We start from the raw sequence: 14,937 nt of genomic DNA on the forward strand, positions 1-14,937 counted from the left end.
GCCCCGCTCTTGCGGGGAGAGGGCTGAGGTGAAGGGCGCTTGCGAGTGAAACACTGGCTCCCCTTCATCCGAAGCCTCGCTGTCGCTCGGTTCCGACATCTCCCCGCCTGGCGAAGCAAAGCTTCGCTAGGCGGGGAGAGGTTAGCATCTTACTCGAACTTTTAGGGCCGCTCGTGGACCAGCTCCTGCAACACTTCGTCAATATGCTCGTGCTCGGTGGCACCTATGCGCTGCTCGGCATCGGCCTGACGCTGATTTTCGGCATCATGAACGTGGTGAACTTCACCCACGGCATTCTCTACACGTTCGGCGCCTACATGATGTTCATCGTCGTGCATCAGCTTGGCTTGAACTTCTTTCTCGCGCTGCCGGTGGCGATCGTCGCCGGCTGGCTCTTGGGCGCCGTCATCGAAATCACGCTGCTGCGGCCGCTGCGCGGCGCCGATATCGACACCACCATGCTGGTGATGATCGGTGCCTGGATCGCAATGCAGTCCGGAGCGCTTTGGATTTGGGGCGGCGTCGCCAAGTCGATAGACAATCCATTTCCCGACGCGCCGCTGGTGATCGGGCCCGTGTCCGTGTCCTGGCTTCGGCTGTTCGTGCTGCTAGCAGCCGCGCTGCTGATTGTGCTGGCTTACTCGCTGATCAATCTCACGAAACTCGGAAAGGCGATGCGCGCGACCTTCCAGGACTCTGACACCGCCGCGCTGATGGGCGTCAATGTCAGCCTGATCTATACTTCGACCTTCGCCATCGGCTCGAGCCTTGCTGCCGCTGCCGGCGCGTTGCTCGGCCCGGTCTATGTAGTCTTCCCGCAGATGGGAGATCTCGCTGCGGTGAAGGCCTTCGCCATCGTGATTCTCGGTGGTCTCGGCAACATCACCGGCGCGGTCATCGGCGGCTTCATTCTCGCATTGGCTGAAGAACTCGGTGCCGGCTACGTCTCGTCGGGCTATCGCGACGCCATGGGGTTCCTGATCATCATCATGGTGCTGATCTTCAAACCCACAGGATTGTTCGCACGGGCGGAGCGCGTCGGATGAAGCAGATCGTTACGCTCCTCTGTCTCGCCTTCTTCGCTTCCGTGCCCATGTGGCTGACGGATCCGTATCTGCTCAATGCGCTGATCACGACCGGTATTTTCATTATCGGCGCCATGAGCCTCAATCTGCTACTCGGCTTCACTGGGCAGCTCAGCCTTGGCCATATCGCTTTCTTTGGTATCGGCGCTTATGTCAGTGCGCTGACATCGCTGGGCTTCGATGTGCCGATCTACGGCGATTTCCACATCGTTCACGTGCCGTGGCCGCCAATTGCTGGCTTCGTGCTCGCGATTATCATCTCAGGCTTTTGTGGCTATCTCGTCGGTCGGCTGTCGTTCAGCGTGCGCGGCGCCTATTTCGTCATCGTCACGATTTCGTTCGCGGAAGTTGTACGATTGGTCGCGCTGAACTGGGTCGAGCTGACACAAGGTCCGCTGGCGCTGACCAACATTCCCTCGATCACCATCGGTCTGCCGGGGCTGGGCTATCTCGTGCTGAAGACCAAGCTGCAGAACTATTATCTGGTGCTGGGTGTTGCGGCGATTTCGTACTTCATGATCTCGCGCCTGGTTCACTCGCATTACGGCCGCGCGATGCGCGGGCTGATGGAGAACGAAACGCTCGCGGTCGCCGTCGGCATCGACGTCACCAGGACACTGACCCTGGCCGCCGTGATCTCTGCCGGTATCGCTGGTGCTGCCGGCAGTCTCTATGCGCATTACATCCGCATCATCGATCCGGACGTCTTCGCTTTCATCTCGACGGTGACCATGGTGATCATGGTGGTGTCGGGCGGCAAGGGATCGCTGGCCGGGCCTGTTGTCGGCGGCGTCATTTTCGGCCTGCTGCCGGTGTTCTTGCGGCCGATCATGCCGCCGGAGGCGCAGTGGATCACCTATGGTGTGGTGCTGATCGTCATCCTGTTCGTAGTGCCGCGCGGCATCGTGCCGTCGCTTGCCGCGAAACTCGGTTTGGCCCGTGCCGGCGGAACCAGACGGGCGTCTATGGCCGTCTCCGAGCGTACCGCAGAGGAGCATGCGTGATGGCCGAAACAGTCCTCAGCATAGAACATGTCGCGGTCCATTTCGGTGGTCTCGTCGCGATCTCGGACATGAACTTCGATGTCAACAAGGGCGAGATCGTCAGTCTGATCGGGCCGAACGGTGCCGGCAAGACCACGGCCTTCAACGTCATGACCGGCTTTCTCACGCCGACCAAGGGCGCGGTCAAGTATTGCGGCGCTGATCTCCGGGGCAAGAAGCCGCATGAGATCGCAGACCTCGGCCTGATCCGTACGTTTCAGCGCACAAGCGTGTTTCCAAACGATACAGTCTACGACAACGTTCTGATCGGTCTACATCGCCAGGGCGAGCTTAAGGGCAAGCTCGGGCTCGCCGAGGCGATTCTCGGCCTGCCGCGCGCCCGAGCCTCCGAGAAGGCGCAGCGCGCGCGTGCTGCCGAACTGGTGCGCTGGATCGGGCTCGAAGCCCGCGCCAACGACCTCGCAGGCTCGCTCTCCTATGGCGAGCATCGTCTCGTCGGTGTTGCACTGGCCCTCGCCGCCCAGCCGAAGATGCTGCTGCTCGATGAGCCGGTGTCCGGCATGAACGCGTCGGAGACGCATACATTCGTGCAGCTAATCCGCAATATCCGGGATTGCGGCGTCACGATCCTTTTGGTCGAACATGACATGCCAATGGTGATGAGTGTGTCGGATCGCATCGTGGTGCTGAATTACGGACGCATCATCGCGGAAGGGCCGCCCGATGAAATCCGGAAGAATCCCGCGGTGATCGAAGCCTATCTCGGTCAGAGCGCGAAGGATGCAATCAAGGAGGTCGCGGTCCATGCTTGAGATACGTGACATGGTCTGCGCCTATGGCCAGATCACTGCGCTGAAGGGCATCTCGCTTTCGGTCAAGGCTGGTCAGCTCGTGGCGCTGATCGGCGCTAACGGTGCTGGCAAGAGCACGACACTGCGGGCGATTTCCGGCCTCGTGCCGTCGCGCTCCGGCAGCCTGCATTTCGATGGCGAGGACATCACCGGCATGGGCGCGCAGCGGGTGCTGACCAAAGGCATCGCGCATTGCCCGGAAGGCCGTCGCGTGTTTCCGCACATGACGGTCGCCGAAAATCTCGACATGGGCGCCTATCTGCGCTCCGACATGTCCGAAGTCGCAGTGGACCGCGACCGCATCTATGGCGAATTCCCGCGTCTTGCCGAACGCCGCAAGCAGGCGGCGGGCACGCTATCCGGCGGCGAGCAGCAGATGCTGGCCATCGGCCGCGCATTGATGTCGCGCCCGCGCCTGGTGATGTTCGATGAACCGTCGCTTGGTCTCGCGCCCAACATCGTCGAGCGAACCTTTGCGATCATTCGCGCGATCCGCGACGCTGGCACGACTGTTTTGCTGGTTGAGCAGAATGCCTTCGCCGCGCTCGAGATGTGCGATCACGCCTATCTGCTGGAGGCCGGTCGCGTCGTGCTGTCGGGAGCAGGAGCGGAGCTGATCGAGAACGAGCATGTGCGACGGGCCTATCTTGGCGGATGACGGTGATCCCGCCCGGTGGGTCGTGGTCTGCTCGCGCGAGCGCCTGACCGAACAGGCAATCGTCTGCGTCAACGTAGCTGGCATCGGTGTGCTCATCGTGCAGGATAGCGAGACGATCTACGCCTGCGAGCGCGCCTGTCCGCATGAGCAGGCCGATCTCAGCCTTGGCCGTATTGCCGATGGCCGGCTGCACTGCCCGCGTCACCTCGCCTGGTTCGATCTGGCAGATGGCAGCATGTCGCCGGGCTGGCCGAGCCGCGGTTTGCGACGCTATCCGGTGCGCGAACGCGATGCGCAAATCTGGGTCGACGCAGCGGCCATCGTCCCGAAGTAACGAGCCTTCGCGAGAGTTCCGCGGCATCGAGCCTGAATTCAGAGTTGGTTGACGCACTGCAGCATTCAATTGGGCAGTTGCGGTGTAATAATCATGCTTGCCCGCCGTCAAAGCACGGACAATACTGCTGCAAAGTCAGACTGTTGAGCGTGTCTGGCTGTTACACAAGTGGGCGCTAGACCCATGCTTATCGTCGATCTTTTAAAGCGATCTCCGTCTGGGGCTAGGGATGTGACCATTATCGATTTCGGCAGGGCCGTCCCGTCGTCACGGGCGCGCGGCTGGCAGCAATGGCCAGGCCACGAGGACTTCTCGCTGCAGTTCCTGCGCGTGCTGCGCGCGGCGCAGGAAGGCGGAAGTACCGTTTCGGAATGTTTCCTGGCGGCGGAGCGCATCAATCCGCGCGATGACGAAAGCTGGTATCGCGAATGGTATAGCGCGGCTGACATCAACCGTGAGCGCGCCGCGGAGGCGCTGGCGAGCGGCCGCATCCCGACGGCGCTGAGCAACTGGCTGCGTGCGACCAACTACTACCGCACCGCTCAGGTCATGCTCGCTTGCAGCGATCCGCGGCAAGGCGCAGCCATCGCCTTGATGCAGGATTGCGCCCGACTTTACGTTCAGCATGCGACGCCTGCCGGCGAGGTCGTCGAGATCCCGTGGCGGGACGGTGTGTTGCAGGGATACTTCGTTCCTGCGCGGCACGCCACGCGGCCGCCGCCGGTCGTTCTCTGCGTCGTCGGGCAAGGCCACTACAAGGAAGAGCATCTGCACAGGGTGCCCAGCTACGCGCTGGAACGCGGTCTCTCGCTGTTGCTCGTCGATTTGCCCGGTCAATCCTATAGCCAGGAGATGATCGGGTCGCCTTGTCGATATGACGTCGAAACCGCGATCAGCGGCTGGGTCGATTTCCTGGCCGACCGTGTCGATATCGATCAAGAGCGAATTGCGATCTTCGGCGACGGCCTGGGAGCCGCCTTTGCGACGCGCGGCGCCAATCTCGACGATCGCTTTGCAGCCGCTGTGTGTGATGCCGGAATCTGGGAGCTTCACGAGCGCGCGTTTATCGCCAGTCGTATTTCAGGCCGGGCGGGTCTCGGCTGTCCGAGCGAAATCGAGGGCTTTAACAGCAGCAGCGTTGCCGCCAATATCAAATGCCCGGTCCTGGTTGCGATGGGCGAGCGCGACTGGCTCGATGTCGATCACGTCACGGAATGCTGCCGCGTCCTGAAACAAAACGGCCTCGACATCGAATTGAAGATCTTCCGCGCGTCGGAAACGGTAGCTTCGCCTGCCCAGATCGATAATCCGACCGTGGGTAACGAGTTCATCTTCGACTGGATTGTCGATCGCCTGGGCGCAAGGACGAAATAGAGGTCCCGGCTCGGTCGATTGACCCGCTGCTCGCCGGCGATGTTCAGCTATTAACTTCCAGCATCAGTGTCGCTTTTTCGAGGCGATTCTTCAGCTGGGACATGTGCTGCGCGATCTCCTTCATGGCCTGCTCGTCGATATCTCCGAGAATAAAATCCCCGATCGACTCGCGCCGGGTGGAAAGCGCGGAGATCTTTTTGCTGGCCTTGTCGGACAGTGACATCAGCACGACGCGGGCATCTTCGCGGGACGCAACGCGCTGCATGAAGCCGTTTTTCTCAAGCATTTTAGACTGAGTGGTAACAAAAGACGGGTCGACATGGAGCATGGCCGAGACGTCCTTGACCGGAACACCGTTGCCGCGATCGAGGTCGCTGACGGCCATCAGGATCATCCATTGCGGCCCGCTGATGCCGAGTTCCTTTGCCCAGAACTGGCGGATTCCTTCGAGATGAACGTTGATCGAGGCGATGTCCCAGATGAACTGTCGAATGACTTCCTGATTCTGCCCGCTCACAAAAATCGAAAGGTCATTTTCGTTCCAGCCCGGAGATCCCCCACGCATAGTCGCTGTCGCCCCGCCGGCCATTCCATAGTCCTAACACTTCTCAGAATTCTATAATTGTATCAGTGAATTGTGACGAGCAAACCACGATTTCGTGTGTTGCCGGGAAACCACACTGCATCGCGATAAAGTTACCTGAGTTCATAAAGTATTTTGCTTCTAAGAATTGCGCAGGCATTGTCGGTTCCGGCGATGGGGCAACCCTCGATCGTCCCGTTGAAGTAGTTCGCTTGAGTGCCTCGCGTTATGCGGGTGTTTCCGAAAGCGCGAAGTGCTGAGGCGGTTAGTTTGGGGACTTGGGGGACTAAATCTTCGGGCGCTCGCGTCTGGCAGATCCGGAACCTTCCCTTTTGGACAACTTGGAGGTTTAACATGACGATGATTAAGAGCCTTATCCTCGGCTCGGCGGCGGGTCTGATCGCCATCGGTGGAGCTCAGGCAGCCGATCTTCCGGTGAAGGCCAAGGCAGTTGAATACGTGAAGATCTGCTCGCTCTACGGCGCAGGCTTCTACTACATCCCGGGCACCGATACCTGCATCAAGATCGGCGGCGCGATCCGTTTGGATACTGCTTTCAACGGCAGCACCTACGACGTTCCGTTCTGGCAGGGTGGTGCCGGCGGCAACAACCTCTGGACCAAGAACTATCTCTCGACTCGTGAACGTATCAACTTGACGACGGACACCCGCACCGCGACCGAATACGGCGTGGTTCGTACCTACGCGAACATTCAGTTCGACTTCCTCCAGGATCGTGAATCGATCGCTGGTGGTTACACCGAAGTCGACTACGCGTTCATCCAGTTCGCCGGCTTCACCTTCGGTAAGGCCGTCTCGCAGTTCGATCCCCAGTGGGCGCTCGCCAAGCCGTACATTTCGTCGGGCTTCAACGCCGGTTCGAACAACGCGACCGGTATCCCGCAGATCGCCTACACCGCTTCGTTCGGTAACGGCGTGTCGGGCACGATCTCGCTCGAAAACGCATCGCCCTACCGCAACGCAGGTCTCTGGAACACCAACGCGTTCATCGTCGGTCCGGGCGCAGCCTCGTTCACCGGTGCGTTCTACGGCACGAACTCGAACACCTTCCTGGGTAACTCCATCGGTGGTAACCACATTCCTGACGTCGTCGGCAACATCCGTCTCGATCAGGCTTGGGGCACCCTGCACTTCGGTGCTGCGATGCATGCAATCACCCCGGGTCTCTATGGCTCGACCGAGAACACCGGTCATGCTGACGACAGCTATGGCTTCGCAGTTACCGGCGCAGTCGAATTCAAGAACCTGCCCACCGGCGCAGGCGACAGCTTGAAGATCGAAGCATCGTACGGCAAGGGCGCAGCCAAGTATGTCTTCGGTGGCACGACCGACACCTCGGGTGGCGGCCGCTATGCGAAGGTTGATGGCAACAGCCTTGGCTTCGGCTACGTGCTCGATGGCGTCTACACCACCAACGGCCAGATCATCCAGAGCTCCGCTTGGGAAGTCAGCGCTTTCTACGAGCACTACTGGAACCCGGCTTGGCGCACCTCGCTGTTCGGTAACTACAGCCATATCTCCTATGGTTCCGGCAACGACCTGATGATGGCCTCCTTCCAGGGCCTGACCACTGGTGGCCCGGGCTTCAGCTCGTCGTCGGCTGCTGCTGCTCGTGCGGGCGTGTTCGCCGGCACTGGTAACTTCGACCTGGGTCTGGCCCAGATCGGTACCCGTACGGCCTGGACCCCGGTTCAGAACCTGACCCTCTCGGCTCAGTTCACCTATAGCCGCCTCGATCAGAACCTGAACGGCACCTACACCACCAATACCGGTGGCATGTCGGGCAAGCCGGCCGGTACGGTCTTCAATACCGCCGACCAGAACCTCTACAACGGTTCGGTGCAGATCCTGCGCTCCTTCTAATTCTGATCGTCTCACGACGACCAGTCTTTGAAACGAAGACCCCCGGCAGGAAACTGCCGGGGGTTTTTGCTTTTCGCGGCCCAAAGGGCCGTTTGACCCGTCATGCAACAGCGCCCGGCGTTCTCGACGCCACGGAGGCGGGCGTCTATACCGGCGACGTCATCCTTGGCCCGGCAGCCTGCAAAGCCCGAAGTCCGCGAAATCATGGCCTCTCCAGCTGAACTGTTTCAAAGCGCATTCGCCGCCTTCCAGCAGGGCCGGCTGCAGGATGCCGAGCGCGGGTTCAGCAAGTTCCTGCGCAAGGATCCGAAGCATTTTCCGGCGTTGAACATTCTGGCCGTCGTGCTGGTCGCGCTGAAGCGGCATGCGGAGGCCGAGCCGCATCTGAAGGCGGCCCTGCGCATCAATGCGACATCGGATGCCACGTTCTACAATTACGGCCTGGTGCTGAAGGCGCTGAATCGACCGGACGAGGCGCTGCAGCGTTTCACCGAATCGCTGGCGCTCAATCCCGGTAATACCGAAACGCTGAATAGCCGTGGCACGGTTCTGAACGATTTGCGCGATTACCCGGCTGCGCTGGAGGATTTCGATCGCGCACTGGCGCTCAATCCGCGTTATGCCGCGGCCTTCTTCAACAAAAGCAAGTCACTGGCGGAGTTGAAGCGCTATGACGATGCGCTTGCAGCCTGCGAGGCGGCGCTCGCCTTGCAGCCCGATCTGGCGGAAGCCTGGTTCGGCCGCGGCTACATCTTTGGCCAGATGCGGATGCCGGCTGAAGCAGTGGAGGCCTATGGCCGCGCACATCAACTCAATCCGGACATACCGCTGCTAAAAGGCAATCTGTTGCATCAGAAGATGCTGGTCTGCGACTGGCAGGACACAAATGCGCTGATTGCCGAGATCGAGGCTGATCTTGCTGCCGGCAAACTGGCCGCCGAGCCATTCGGCTGGCAGGGCGTCGCCACCTCGGAACGCAGTCTGCAGCGCTGCGCCGAGCTGACCAACGCCTTGCGTTTTCCCATGCAGGCCCCGCTGCTGCGTGCTTCCCCGGCCGGGCCGAATGCAAAAATCCGCGTCGGCTATCTGTCCGGTGAATTTCGACAGCAGGCGACCTCGCTGCTGCTGGTCGGTGTGCTGGAGCAGCACGACAAAAGCGCATTCGAGATTTTGGCCATCGACAACGGGTATGACGACGGCAGCGACATCAGGCAACGCATCGCTGGTGCCGTGGATGGGATCGTCGATATCTCCACACTGAGCGATCCGCAGGCGGTGGATGCCATTCGTGCGCAGCGCATCGACATCCTCGTCAATCTCAACGGCTATTTCGGCGAGCAGCGCACCGGCGTATTCGCGCGCAGGGCCGCGCCGGTACAGGTCAATTATCTCGGCTTTCCCGGCACGCTCGGCGCGGGCTTCATGGATTACGTCCTCGCCGATCAGTATGTCCTGCCGCCCGAGCACCGGCAGTTCTATAGCGAGAAAGTCGCCTGGCTGCCGAATTGCTATCAGGCCAATGACGATCGCCGGGAGATATCGACACGTGTATTCACGCGTGCCGAGGTCGGCTTGCCTGCGCAGGGCTTTGTGTTCTGTTGCTTCAACAATGCCTACAAGATCACGCCCGATGTCTTCGACAGTTGGATGCGGATTCTCTCAGCCGTTGACGGCAGCGTCCTCTGGTTGCTGGAGGACAGCGCTGCGGCCGTGGCGAATTTGCGCCGCGAAGCGCAAGCACGGGGCATAGATCCCGCGCGTCTGGTTTTTGCTGCGCGCATGTCGCCGGCCGAGCACCTGGCGCGGCATCGGTGCGCGGATCTGTTTCTGGATACGTTGCCGTACAACGCGCATACGACAGCGAGCGACGCATTATGGGCTGGATTGCCTTTGCTGACGTGTCGCGGAGAAACCTTTGCAGGGCGCGTCGCCGCAAGTCTTCTGCAGAATCTGGGCATGTCGGAGTTGATTGCGGCGAACCGAGATGACTATGAGCGCATGGCCATCGAACTGGCGCGGAATCCGGAGCGATTATCGTCGATCCGGGAGAAGTTATCTGCCAATCGTCTGAAAATGCCGGCCTTCAACACCCGGCGTCTGGCGCGCGATATCGAAACAGCATTTCGCAAGATGGCCGAGCGGGCCCGGGCAGGCCTGGCGCCGGGCCATATCATGTTTCCCGCTGACTAAACGCCAATAATATATTTGGTTGAGCAAATCAGGTATTGCGCTCAACATTCTAGCTCATGTAATATTTTCGTGCGCAGTCGGCAAATTTTTTGACGGCCCTAGGTCTTCAAGGAGACTCGCGTGCTCTGATGTAAATCTCCGAAACCACCGGCAATGCCCTGCCGGTGGTTTTTCGGCTTTTGGGGCCCCAATTCGGGTAGCGCGGCTGGTTTCATGATTCATTACCAACGCACCAAGGGAGCGGAACTGTGCCATGGCGGCACGCCCTTGAATCAGTCCAACCCTCTCTGAAAACGACGGAATTGCTGCTGAACAGATCGGCTGCATGGGATCGAACCTGTCGCAAAGGCATCCAGATTATGACCTGTTGCGCATCGTTGCATATCAGGACTGACGAGCTATCTGACCGAAATTGCTAGAGATTTCTTGCTTTTTGAGCAAGTTGTGGCTAAAAGCCGCTCATCGTGGAGAGTATGAATAATGGCGCATAACTACGCAATTAATGAGGACGTTCACCACCAGCTGCAGGGGCCGCAGGGCCGTTCCACCGTCAAGGAGCGCAGCATTTACACCATCACCTCTCGCCTTCCGATTGAAGCCGATGGTCGCCCGCGTTACCGGATCAAGAGCAAGTCCGAGAACATTGAGCGCGTCGTGACCGAAGAGCAGATCAGCCGCCTGGGTTGATCTCCGATCGGCTCTCTTGCTGATCGCACTTGCCGTTTGCTGTCGTCGCCGGGGCCGTGGACCCCGCGACGAAGCAGGCCGCCGCAAAGACCCCAACCAGATGATATCTTGAAGCGGGAAGCTTGCCCGGGGCTGATCTCCGCCTGCGTCGCTGCGATGGTTGCGGGCTGACAGCTTCGCGCCATATGCTTTGCCTCGAGGGCGGATACGGAAGGCCACACACGCGATCGTCGCGCCGCACCTCGGCAATAATGATGTGGTCGGAGCGGGGCGTCCCTTGATCGAAAAACTTGAACTGCTGTTGTCGCTGGCGAAGGAACGGCATTTCGGCCGCGCCGCGGAAGCTTGCGGCGTGACGCAGCCCACGATGTCGACCAGCCTCAAGCAGCTCGAGGACATGCTCGGCGTGATGCTGGTGCAGCGCGGATCGCGCTTCCAGGGCTTCACGCCGGAAGGCGAACGTGCGCTCGATTGGGCACGCCGCATCGTTGGCGATGCCCGCGCGATGAAGCAGGAAATCAATGGCCTCAAGGACAGTCTCTCGGGCGAGATCCGCATAGCTGCGATTCCCACCGTCCTCGGCATGGTCGCATCGCTGACGACGCCATTCCGCGCGCGGCATCCTGACGTACGCTTTCGGATCGTGTCCTGCACATCGGCGGCAGTGCTCGGTCTGCTCGAAAATCTCGAAGTCGATGCCGGGCTGACCTACATCGAGAACGAGCCGCTCGGCAAAGTGCGTTCGATCCCGCTTTATAAAGAAAGCTACCGGCTGCTGACCTCGCCGGACAGCATGTTCGGCGATCGCAAGACGGTTACCTGGAGCGAAGTCGGCCAGGTGCCGCTGTGCCTGCTGACCCCCGACATGCAGAACCGCCGCATTATCGATCGTGCCCTGAAGTCGGTTGGTGCCGAGGCGATGCCGATGCTGACGTCGAATTCGATCATCGTGCTCTATACCCATGTGAAGACCGGCCGCTGGGCGAGCGTGATGCCGGCCAAGCTGGCAGAGACGCTGGGTCTGACCGCCAACGACTCGGTGCGCATGATTCCGATCGTCGATCCCGTGGTGAATTACGGCGTCGGTCTTGTCGTGCCTCAGCGCGATCCCATGACCCCACTGGTGGCGACCCTGGTGCAGATCGCCCGCGAAGTGGCGCCGTCGCTGGAGGCGTGAGGCGGCGGTTGATGATGGTTTGCTGCACAGCGCCTACCGCGTCGCAACCAGGCTAACCATTTCAAACTCATTGGTTTCGCCGGCTGTCGATACCATTTCCGTATCGCAGCATGAGACAGCTTTATTGATCTTTGGATCGATTCCAATTCTGATCGGTTTTCCAGTCATTGGATCAATCGAGTACCGGGATGAACGCAGCCTACGAGCCCAATGCTTATGAGTCTTGGAGTGCCGATCGCGGCGCCGAGATCATCGAAAGCCTGTCCTATGTGGAAGGCGGTGTGATCGTGATCCTGCATGCGATGCAGGAAGCCTTCGGCTACGTGCCGGAGCCGGCAATTCCGATGATCGCGCTGGCGCGTAACCTGTCCCGCGCCGAGGTCCATGGCGTGTTCACTTTCTACCATGACTTCCGCCACGAGCCGGCCGGCAAGCATGTGCTGAAGATCTGCCGGGCCGAAGCTTGCCAGGCCGCCGGCGGCGATGCGCTTGCGGCGCGCGCGGAAGCGAAATTGGGTGTAAAGTTTGGAAATACGACGGCGGATCAGCGCGTTACATTGGAGCCGATCTATTGCCTCGGGCTCTGCGCCACGGCGCCGTCGGCGATGCTGGATGGCCGTCTGGTTGGCCGCCTCGATGAGAAGCGCATCGATGCGCTGGTCGCGGAGGCACAGCGATGACATCGTCTGATAAAACTCTGAAGATCTACATTCCGCGGGATGCGGCCGCTGTTTCCGTCGGTGCCGATGAACTTGTCTCTGCCTTCGAGATACAGGCCGCGACGCGCAAGCTTGCCATCGAGATCATTCGCCCCGGTTCGCGCGGATTGCTGTGGCTTGAGCCGATGATCGAAGTCGCGACGCCGGAAGGTCGCGTCGCCTTCGGTCCGGTCGAAGAGAAAGACGTTGCGTCGGTGCTCGATGCGATGGTCGCAAACGGCCAGCACGCGCTGCGTCTTGGTGTCGCGGAGGAGATTCCGTGGCTCAAGAAGCAGACGCGTCTGACCTTTGCGCGCTGCGGCGTGGTCGATCCTCGTTCGGTTCAGGATTACATCGCACATGGTGGCTACAAGGGCCTCGAGCGTGCGCTGGCGCTGGATAGCGCCGGCATCATTGCCGACGTCACCACCTCCGGCCTGCGTGGCCGCGGCGGGGCCGGCTTCCCGACCGGCATCAAGTGGAAGACGGTGGCCGATACCAAGGCCGATCGCAAATTCATCGTCTGCAATGCGGACGAGGGCGATAGCGGCACCTTCGCCGACCGCATGATCATGGAAGGCGATCCCTTCGTGGTGATCGAAGGCATGACCATCGCGGGCATCGCTGTGGGTGCAACCAAGGGCTACATCTATATCCGCTCGGAATATCCGCATGCCGTCGAGGCGATGAATGCGGGCATCGCAGCCGCCAAGCGCGCCGGATATCTCGGCGACAGGATCAACGGTTCGGCGCATTCGTTCGATCTCGAAGTTCGCGTCGGCGCAGGTGCCTATGTGTGCGGCGAGGAAACCTCGCTGCTTGAGAGTCTCGAAGGCCGCCGCGGCATCGTCCGCGCCAAGCCGCCGCTGCCGGCCCATAAGGGCCTGTTCGGCGAGCCGACGGTCATCAACAACGTGCTGTCGTTTGCGGCGATCCCGTTCATTCTCGATAACGGCGCAAAGGCCTATGCGGACTATGGCATGGGCCGCTCGCGCGGCACGATGCCGATCCAGCTCGCGGGCAACGTCAAATTTGGCGGCCTCTTTGAAGTCGCCTTCGGCATCACGCTCGGTGAACTGGTCGACGATATCGGCGGCGGCACCTTTACGGGCAAGCCGGTCCGCGCGGTGCAGGTCGGCGGTCCGCTCGGTGCCTATTTCCCGCGCGAATTGTTCGACACGCCGTTTGACTACGAGGCTTTCGCCAAGCGCGACGGATTGATCGGCCATGGCGGGATAGTTGTGTTCGACGACACGGTCGACATGTCGAAGCAGGCACGATTCGCGATGGAATTCTGCGCCATCGAATCCTGCGGCAAGTGCACGCCGTGCCGCATCGGCTCCACCCGCGGTGTCGAAACGATCGACAAGATCCGCCGCGGTGAGCGCGTCGCCGAGAACATCGCTGTGCTGCAGGATCTGTCGAACACGATGAAGTTCGGCTCGCTCTGTGCGCTGGGCGGTTTTACGCCGTATCCGGTGATGAGCGCATTGAAACATTTCCCTGATGATTTCGGCCCGGTGCCCACGCGCCTTCAGGCTGCAGAGTAAAGGAGCAACAAGATGTCGCTCGTTCACGAAATCGATTTTGGTACGCCGCGCTCGAAGTCCGAAAAGATGGTCACGCTGACCATCGACGGACAGAGCGTTTCGGTGCCCGAGGGCACCTCGATCATGCGCGCTGCCATGGAGATGGGCACGCAGATTCCAAAACTCTGCGCCACCGACATGGTGGATGCCTTCGGCTCCTGCCGTCTCTGTCTCGTCGAGATCGAAGGCCGCGCGGGCACGCCGGCCTCCTGCACCACGCCGGCCATGGAAGGCCTCGTGGTCCACACCCAGAATGAGCGGCTGGCGAAGCTTCGCAAGGGCGTGATGGAGCTCTACATCTCCGATCATCCGCTCGACTGTCTGACCTGCGCTGCGAATGGCGACTGCGAATTGCAGGACATGGCCGGCGCGGTCGGCCTGCGCGACGTGCGCTACGGTTATGACGGCGAGAACCACGTGTTCGCCAAGAGCGGTCCGAAGCACACCCACAATTCGCCGGAAGCGTGCGAAAACGATCACTGGATGGCGAAGGACGAATCCAATCCGTACTTCACCTATGACCCCTCGAAGTGCATCGTCTGCTCGCGCTGCGTCCGCGCCTGCGAGGAAGTGCAGGGCACGTTCGCACTGACGATCTCCGGCCGCGGCTTTGACAGCCGCGTGTCGCCGGGCATGAGCGAGAGCTTCCTGGGGTCGGAATGCGTGTCCTGCGGCGCCTGCGTGCAGGCCTGCCCGACCGCGACGCTGACCGAGAAGGCCGTGATCGAGATTGGCCAGCCAGAGCACTCCGTTGTGACCACCTGCGCTTATTGCGGCGTCGGCTGCACCTTCAAGGCGGAAATGCGCGGCGAGGAAGTCGTGC

At 60.7% G+C, this 14,937-nt stretch carries 14 protein-coding genes; 13 read left to right on the plus strand and 1 reads right to left on the minus strand.

What is annotated here, in order from left to right:
- The first annotated feature begins 173 nt into the window (after positions 1 to 173).
- From ACEK02_RS19625 to ACEK02_RS19650, 6 genes are all read left to right on the plus strand, one after another.
- Positions 174 to 1,046, plus strand: coding sequence for a branched-chain amino acid ABC transporter permease (locus ACEK02_RS19625; RefSeq protein WP_371423243.1), 873 nt, complete (start codon positions 174 to 176; stop codon positions 1,044 to 1,046).
- Positions 1,043 to 2,089 carry a branched-chain amino acid ABC transporter permease gene (locus ACEK02_RS19630; RefSeq protein ID WP_371423244.1) on the plus strand — a complete coding sequence of 349 codons (1,047 nt, stop codon included), beginning with the start codon at positions 1,043 to 1,045 and terminating at the stop codon, positions 2,087 to 2,089. The genes ACEK02_RS19625 and ACEK02_RS19630 overlap by 4 nt, the downstream gene beginning before the upstream one ends.
- The gene (locus tag ACEK02_RS19635) at positions 2,089 to 2,901 is read left to right on the plus strand and encodes an ABC transporter ATP-binding protein (protein WP_371423245.1); all 813 of its coding nucleotides are present in this window, start codon (positions 2,089 to 2,091) and stop codon (positions 2,899 to 2,901) included. Before ACEK02_RS19630 ends, ACEK02_RS19635 begins: the two co-directional genes overlap by 1 nt.
- A complete protein-coding gene (locus ACEK02_RS19640; RefSeq protein ID WP_371423246.1) occupies positions 2,894 to 3,598 on the plus strand; it encodes an ABC transporter ATP-binding protein in 705 nt (234 codons plus the stop codon). The genes ACEK02_RS19635 and ACEK02_RS19640 overlap by 8 nt, the downstream gene beginning before the upstream one ends.
- On the plus strand, positions 3,588 to 3,932 hold the full coding sequence (locus tag ACEK02_RS19645) for a Rieske (2Fe-2S) protein (RefSeq protein WP_371423247.1): 345 nt from the start codon (positions 3,588 to 3,590) through the stop codon (positions 3,930 to 3,932). Before ACEK02_RS19640 ends, ACEK02_RS19645 begins: the two co-directional genes overlap by 11 nt.
- Before the next feature lie 231 nt (positions 3,933 to 4,163).
- On the plus strand, positions 4,164 to 5,306 hold the full coding sequence (locus tag ACEK02_RS19650; protein WP_371423248.1) for an alpha/beta hydrolase family protein: 1,143 nt from the start codon (positions 4,164 to 4,166) through the stop codon (positions 5,304 to 5,306).
- A 43-nt stretch (positions 5,307 to 5,349) separates the two neighbouring features.
- Here the strand turns inward: ACEK02_RS19650 and ACEK02_RS19655 are convergent, their stop codons facing one another.
- Entirely contained in the window at positions 5,350 to 5,895 is a 546-nt protein-coding gene (locus tag ACEK02_RS19655) for a MarR family winged helix-turn-helix transcriptional regulator (RefSeq protein ID WP_371423249.1), read from the minus strand.
- A 348-nt stretch (positions 5,896 to 6,243) separates the two neighbouring features.
- Between ACEK02_RS19655 and ACEK02_RS19660 the strand changes: the two genes are divergently transcribed.
- The 7 genes from ACEK02_RS19660 to ACEK02_RS19690 form a co-directional block, all read left to right on the plus strand.
- Complete coding sequence (locus ACEK02_RS19660) at positions 6,244 to 7,773, plus strand: porin (RefSeq protein WP_371423250.1); 1,530 nt, start codon at positions 6,244 to 6,246, stop codon at positions 7,771 to 7,773.
- Positions 7,774 to 7,977: 204 nt separating this feature from the next.
- On the plus strand, positions 7,978 to 9,963 hold the full coding sequence (locus ACEK02_RS19665; protein ID WP_371423251.1) for a tetratricopeptide repeat protein: 1,986 nt from the start codon (positions 7,978 to 7,980) through the stop codon (positions 9,961 to 9,963).
- Between the two features lie 480 nt (positions 9,964 to 10,443).
- Complete coding sequence (locus ACEK02_RS19670; protein ID WP_371423252.1) at positions 10,444 to 10,650, plus strand: hypothetical protein; 207 nt, start codon at positions 10,444 to 10,446, stop codon at positions 10,648 to 10,650.
- Between the two features lie 277 nt (positions 10,651 to 10,927).
- Entirely contained in the window at positions 10,928 to 11,827 is a 900-nt protein-coding gene (locus tag ACEK02_RS19675) for a LysR family transcriptional regulator (protein WP_149529976.1), read from the plus strand.
- 188 nt (positions 11,828 to 12,015) lie between these two features.
- A complete protein-coding gene (locus tag ACEK02_RS19680; protein WP_371423253.1) occupies positions 12,016 to 12,507 on the plus strand; it encodes a formate dehydrogenase subunit gamma in 492 nt (163 codons plus the stop codon).
- Positions 12,504 to 14,075, plus strand: coding sequence for a formate dehydrogenase beta subunit (locus ACEK02_RS19685; protein ID WP_371423254.1), 1,572 nt, complete (start codon positions 12,504 to 12,506; stop codon positions 14,073 to 14,075). Before ACEK02_RS19680 ends, ACEK02_RS19685 begins: the two co-directional genes overlap by 4 nt.
- A gap of 12 nt (positions 14,076 to 14,087) precedes the next feature.
- Positions 14,088 to 14,937 (plus strand): 2Fe-2S iron-sulfur cluster-binding protein (locus tag ACEK02_RS19690; protein ID WP_371423255.1); only part of this gene is annotated, 850 nt, incomplete at its 3' end.

The sequence above is a fragment of the Tardiphaga sp. genome (assembly GCF_041424195.1).
Lineage (GTDB): Bacteria > Pseudomonadota > Alphaproteobacteria > Rhizobiales > Xanthobacteraceae > Tardiphaga.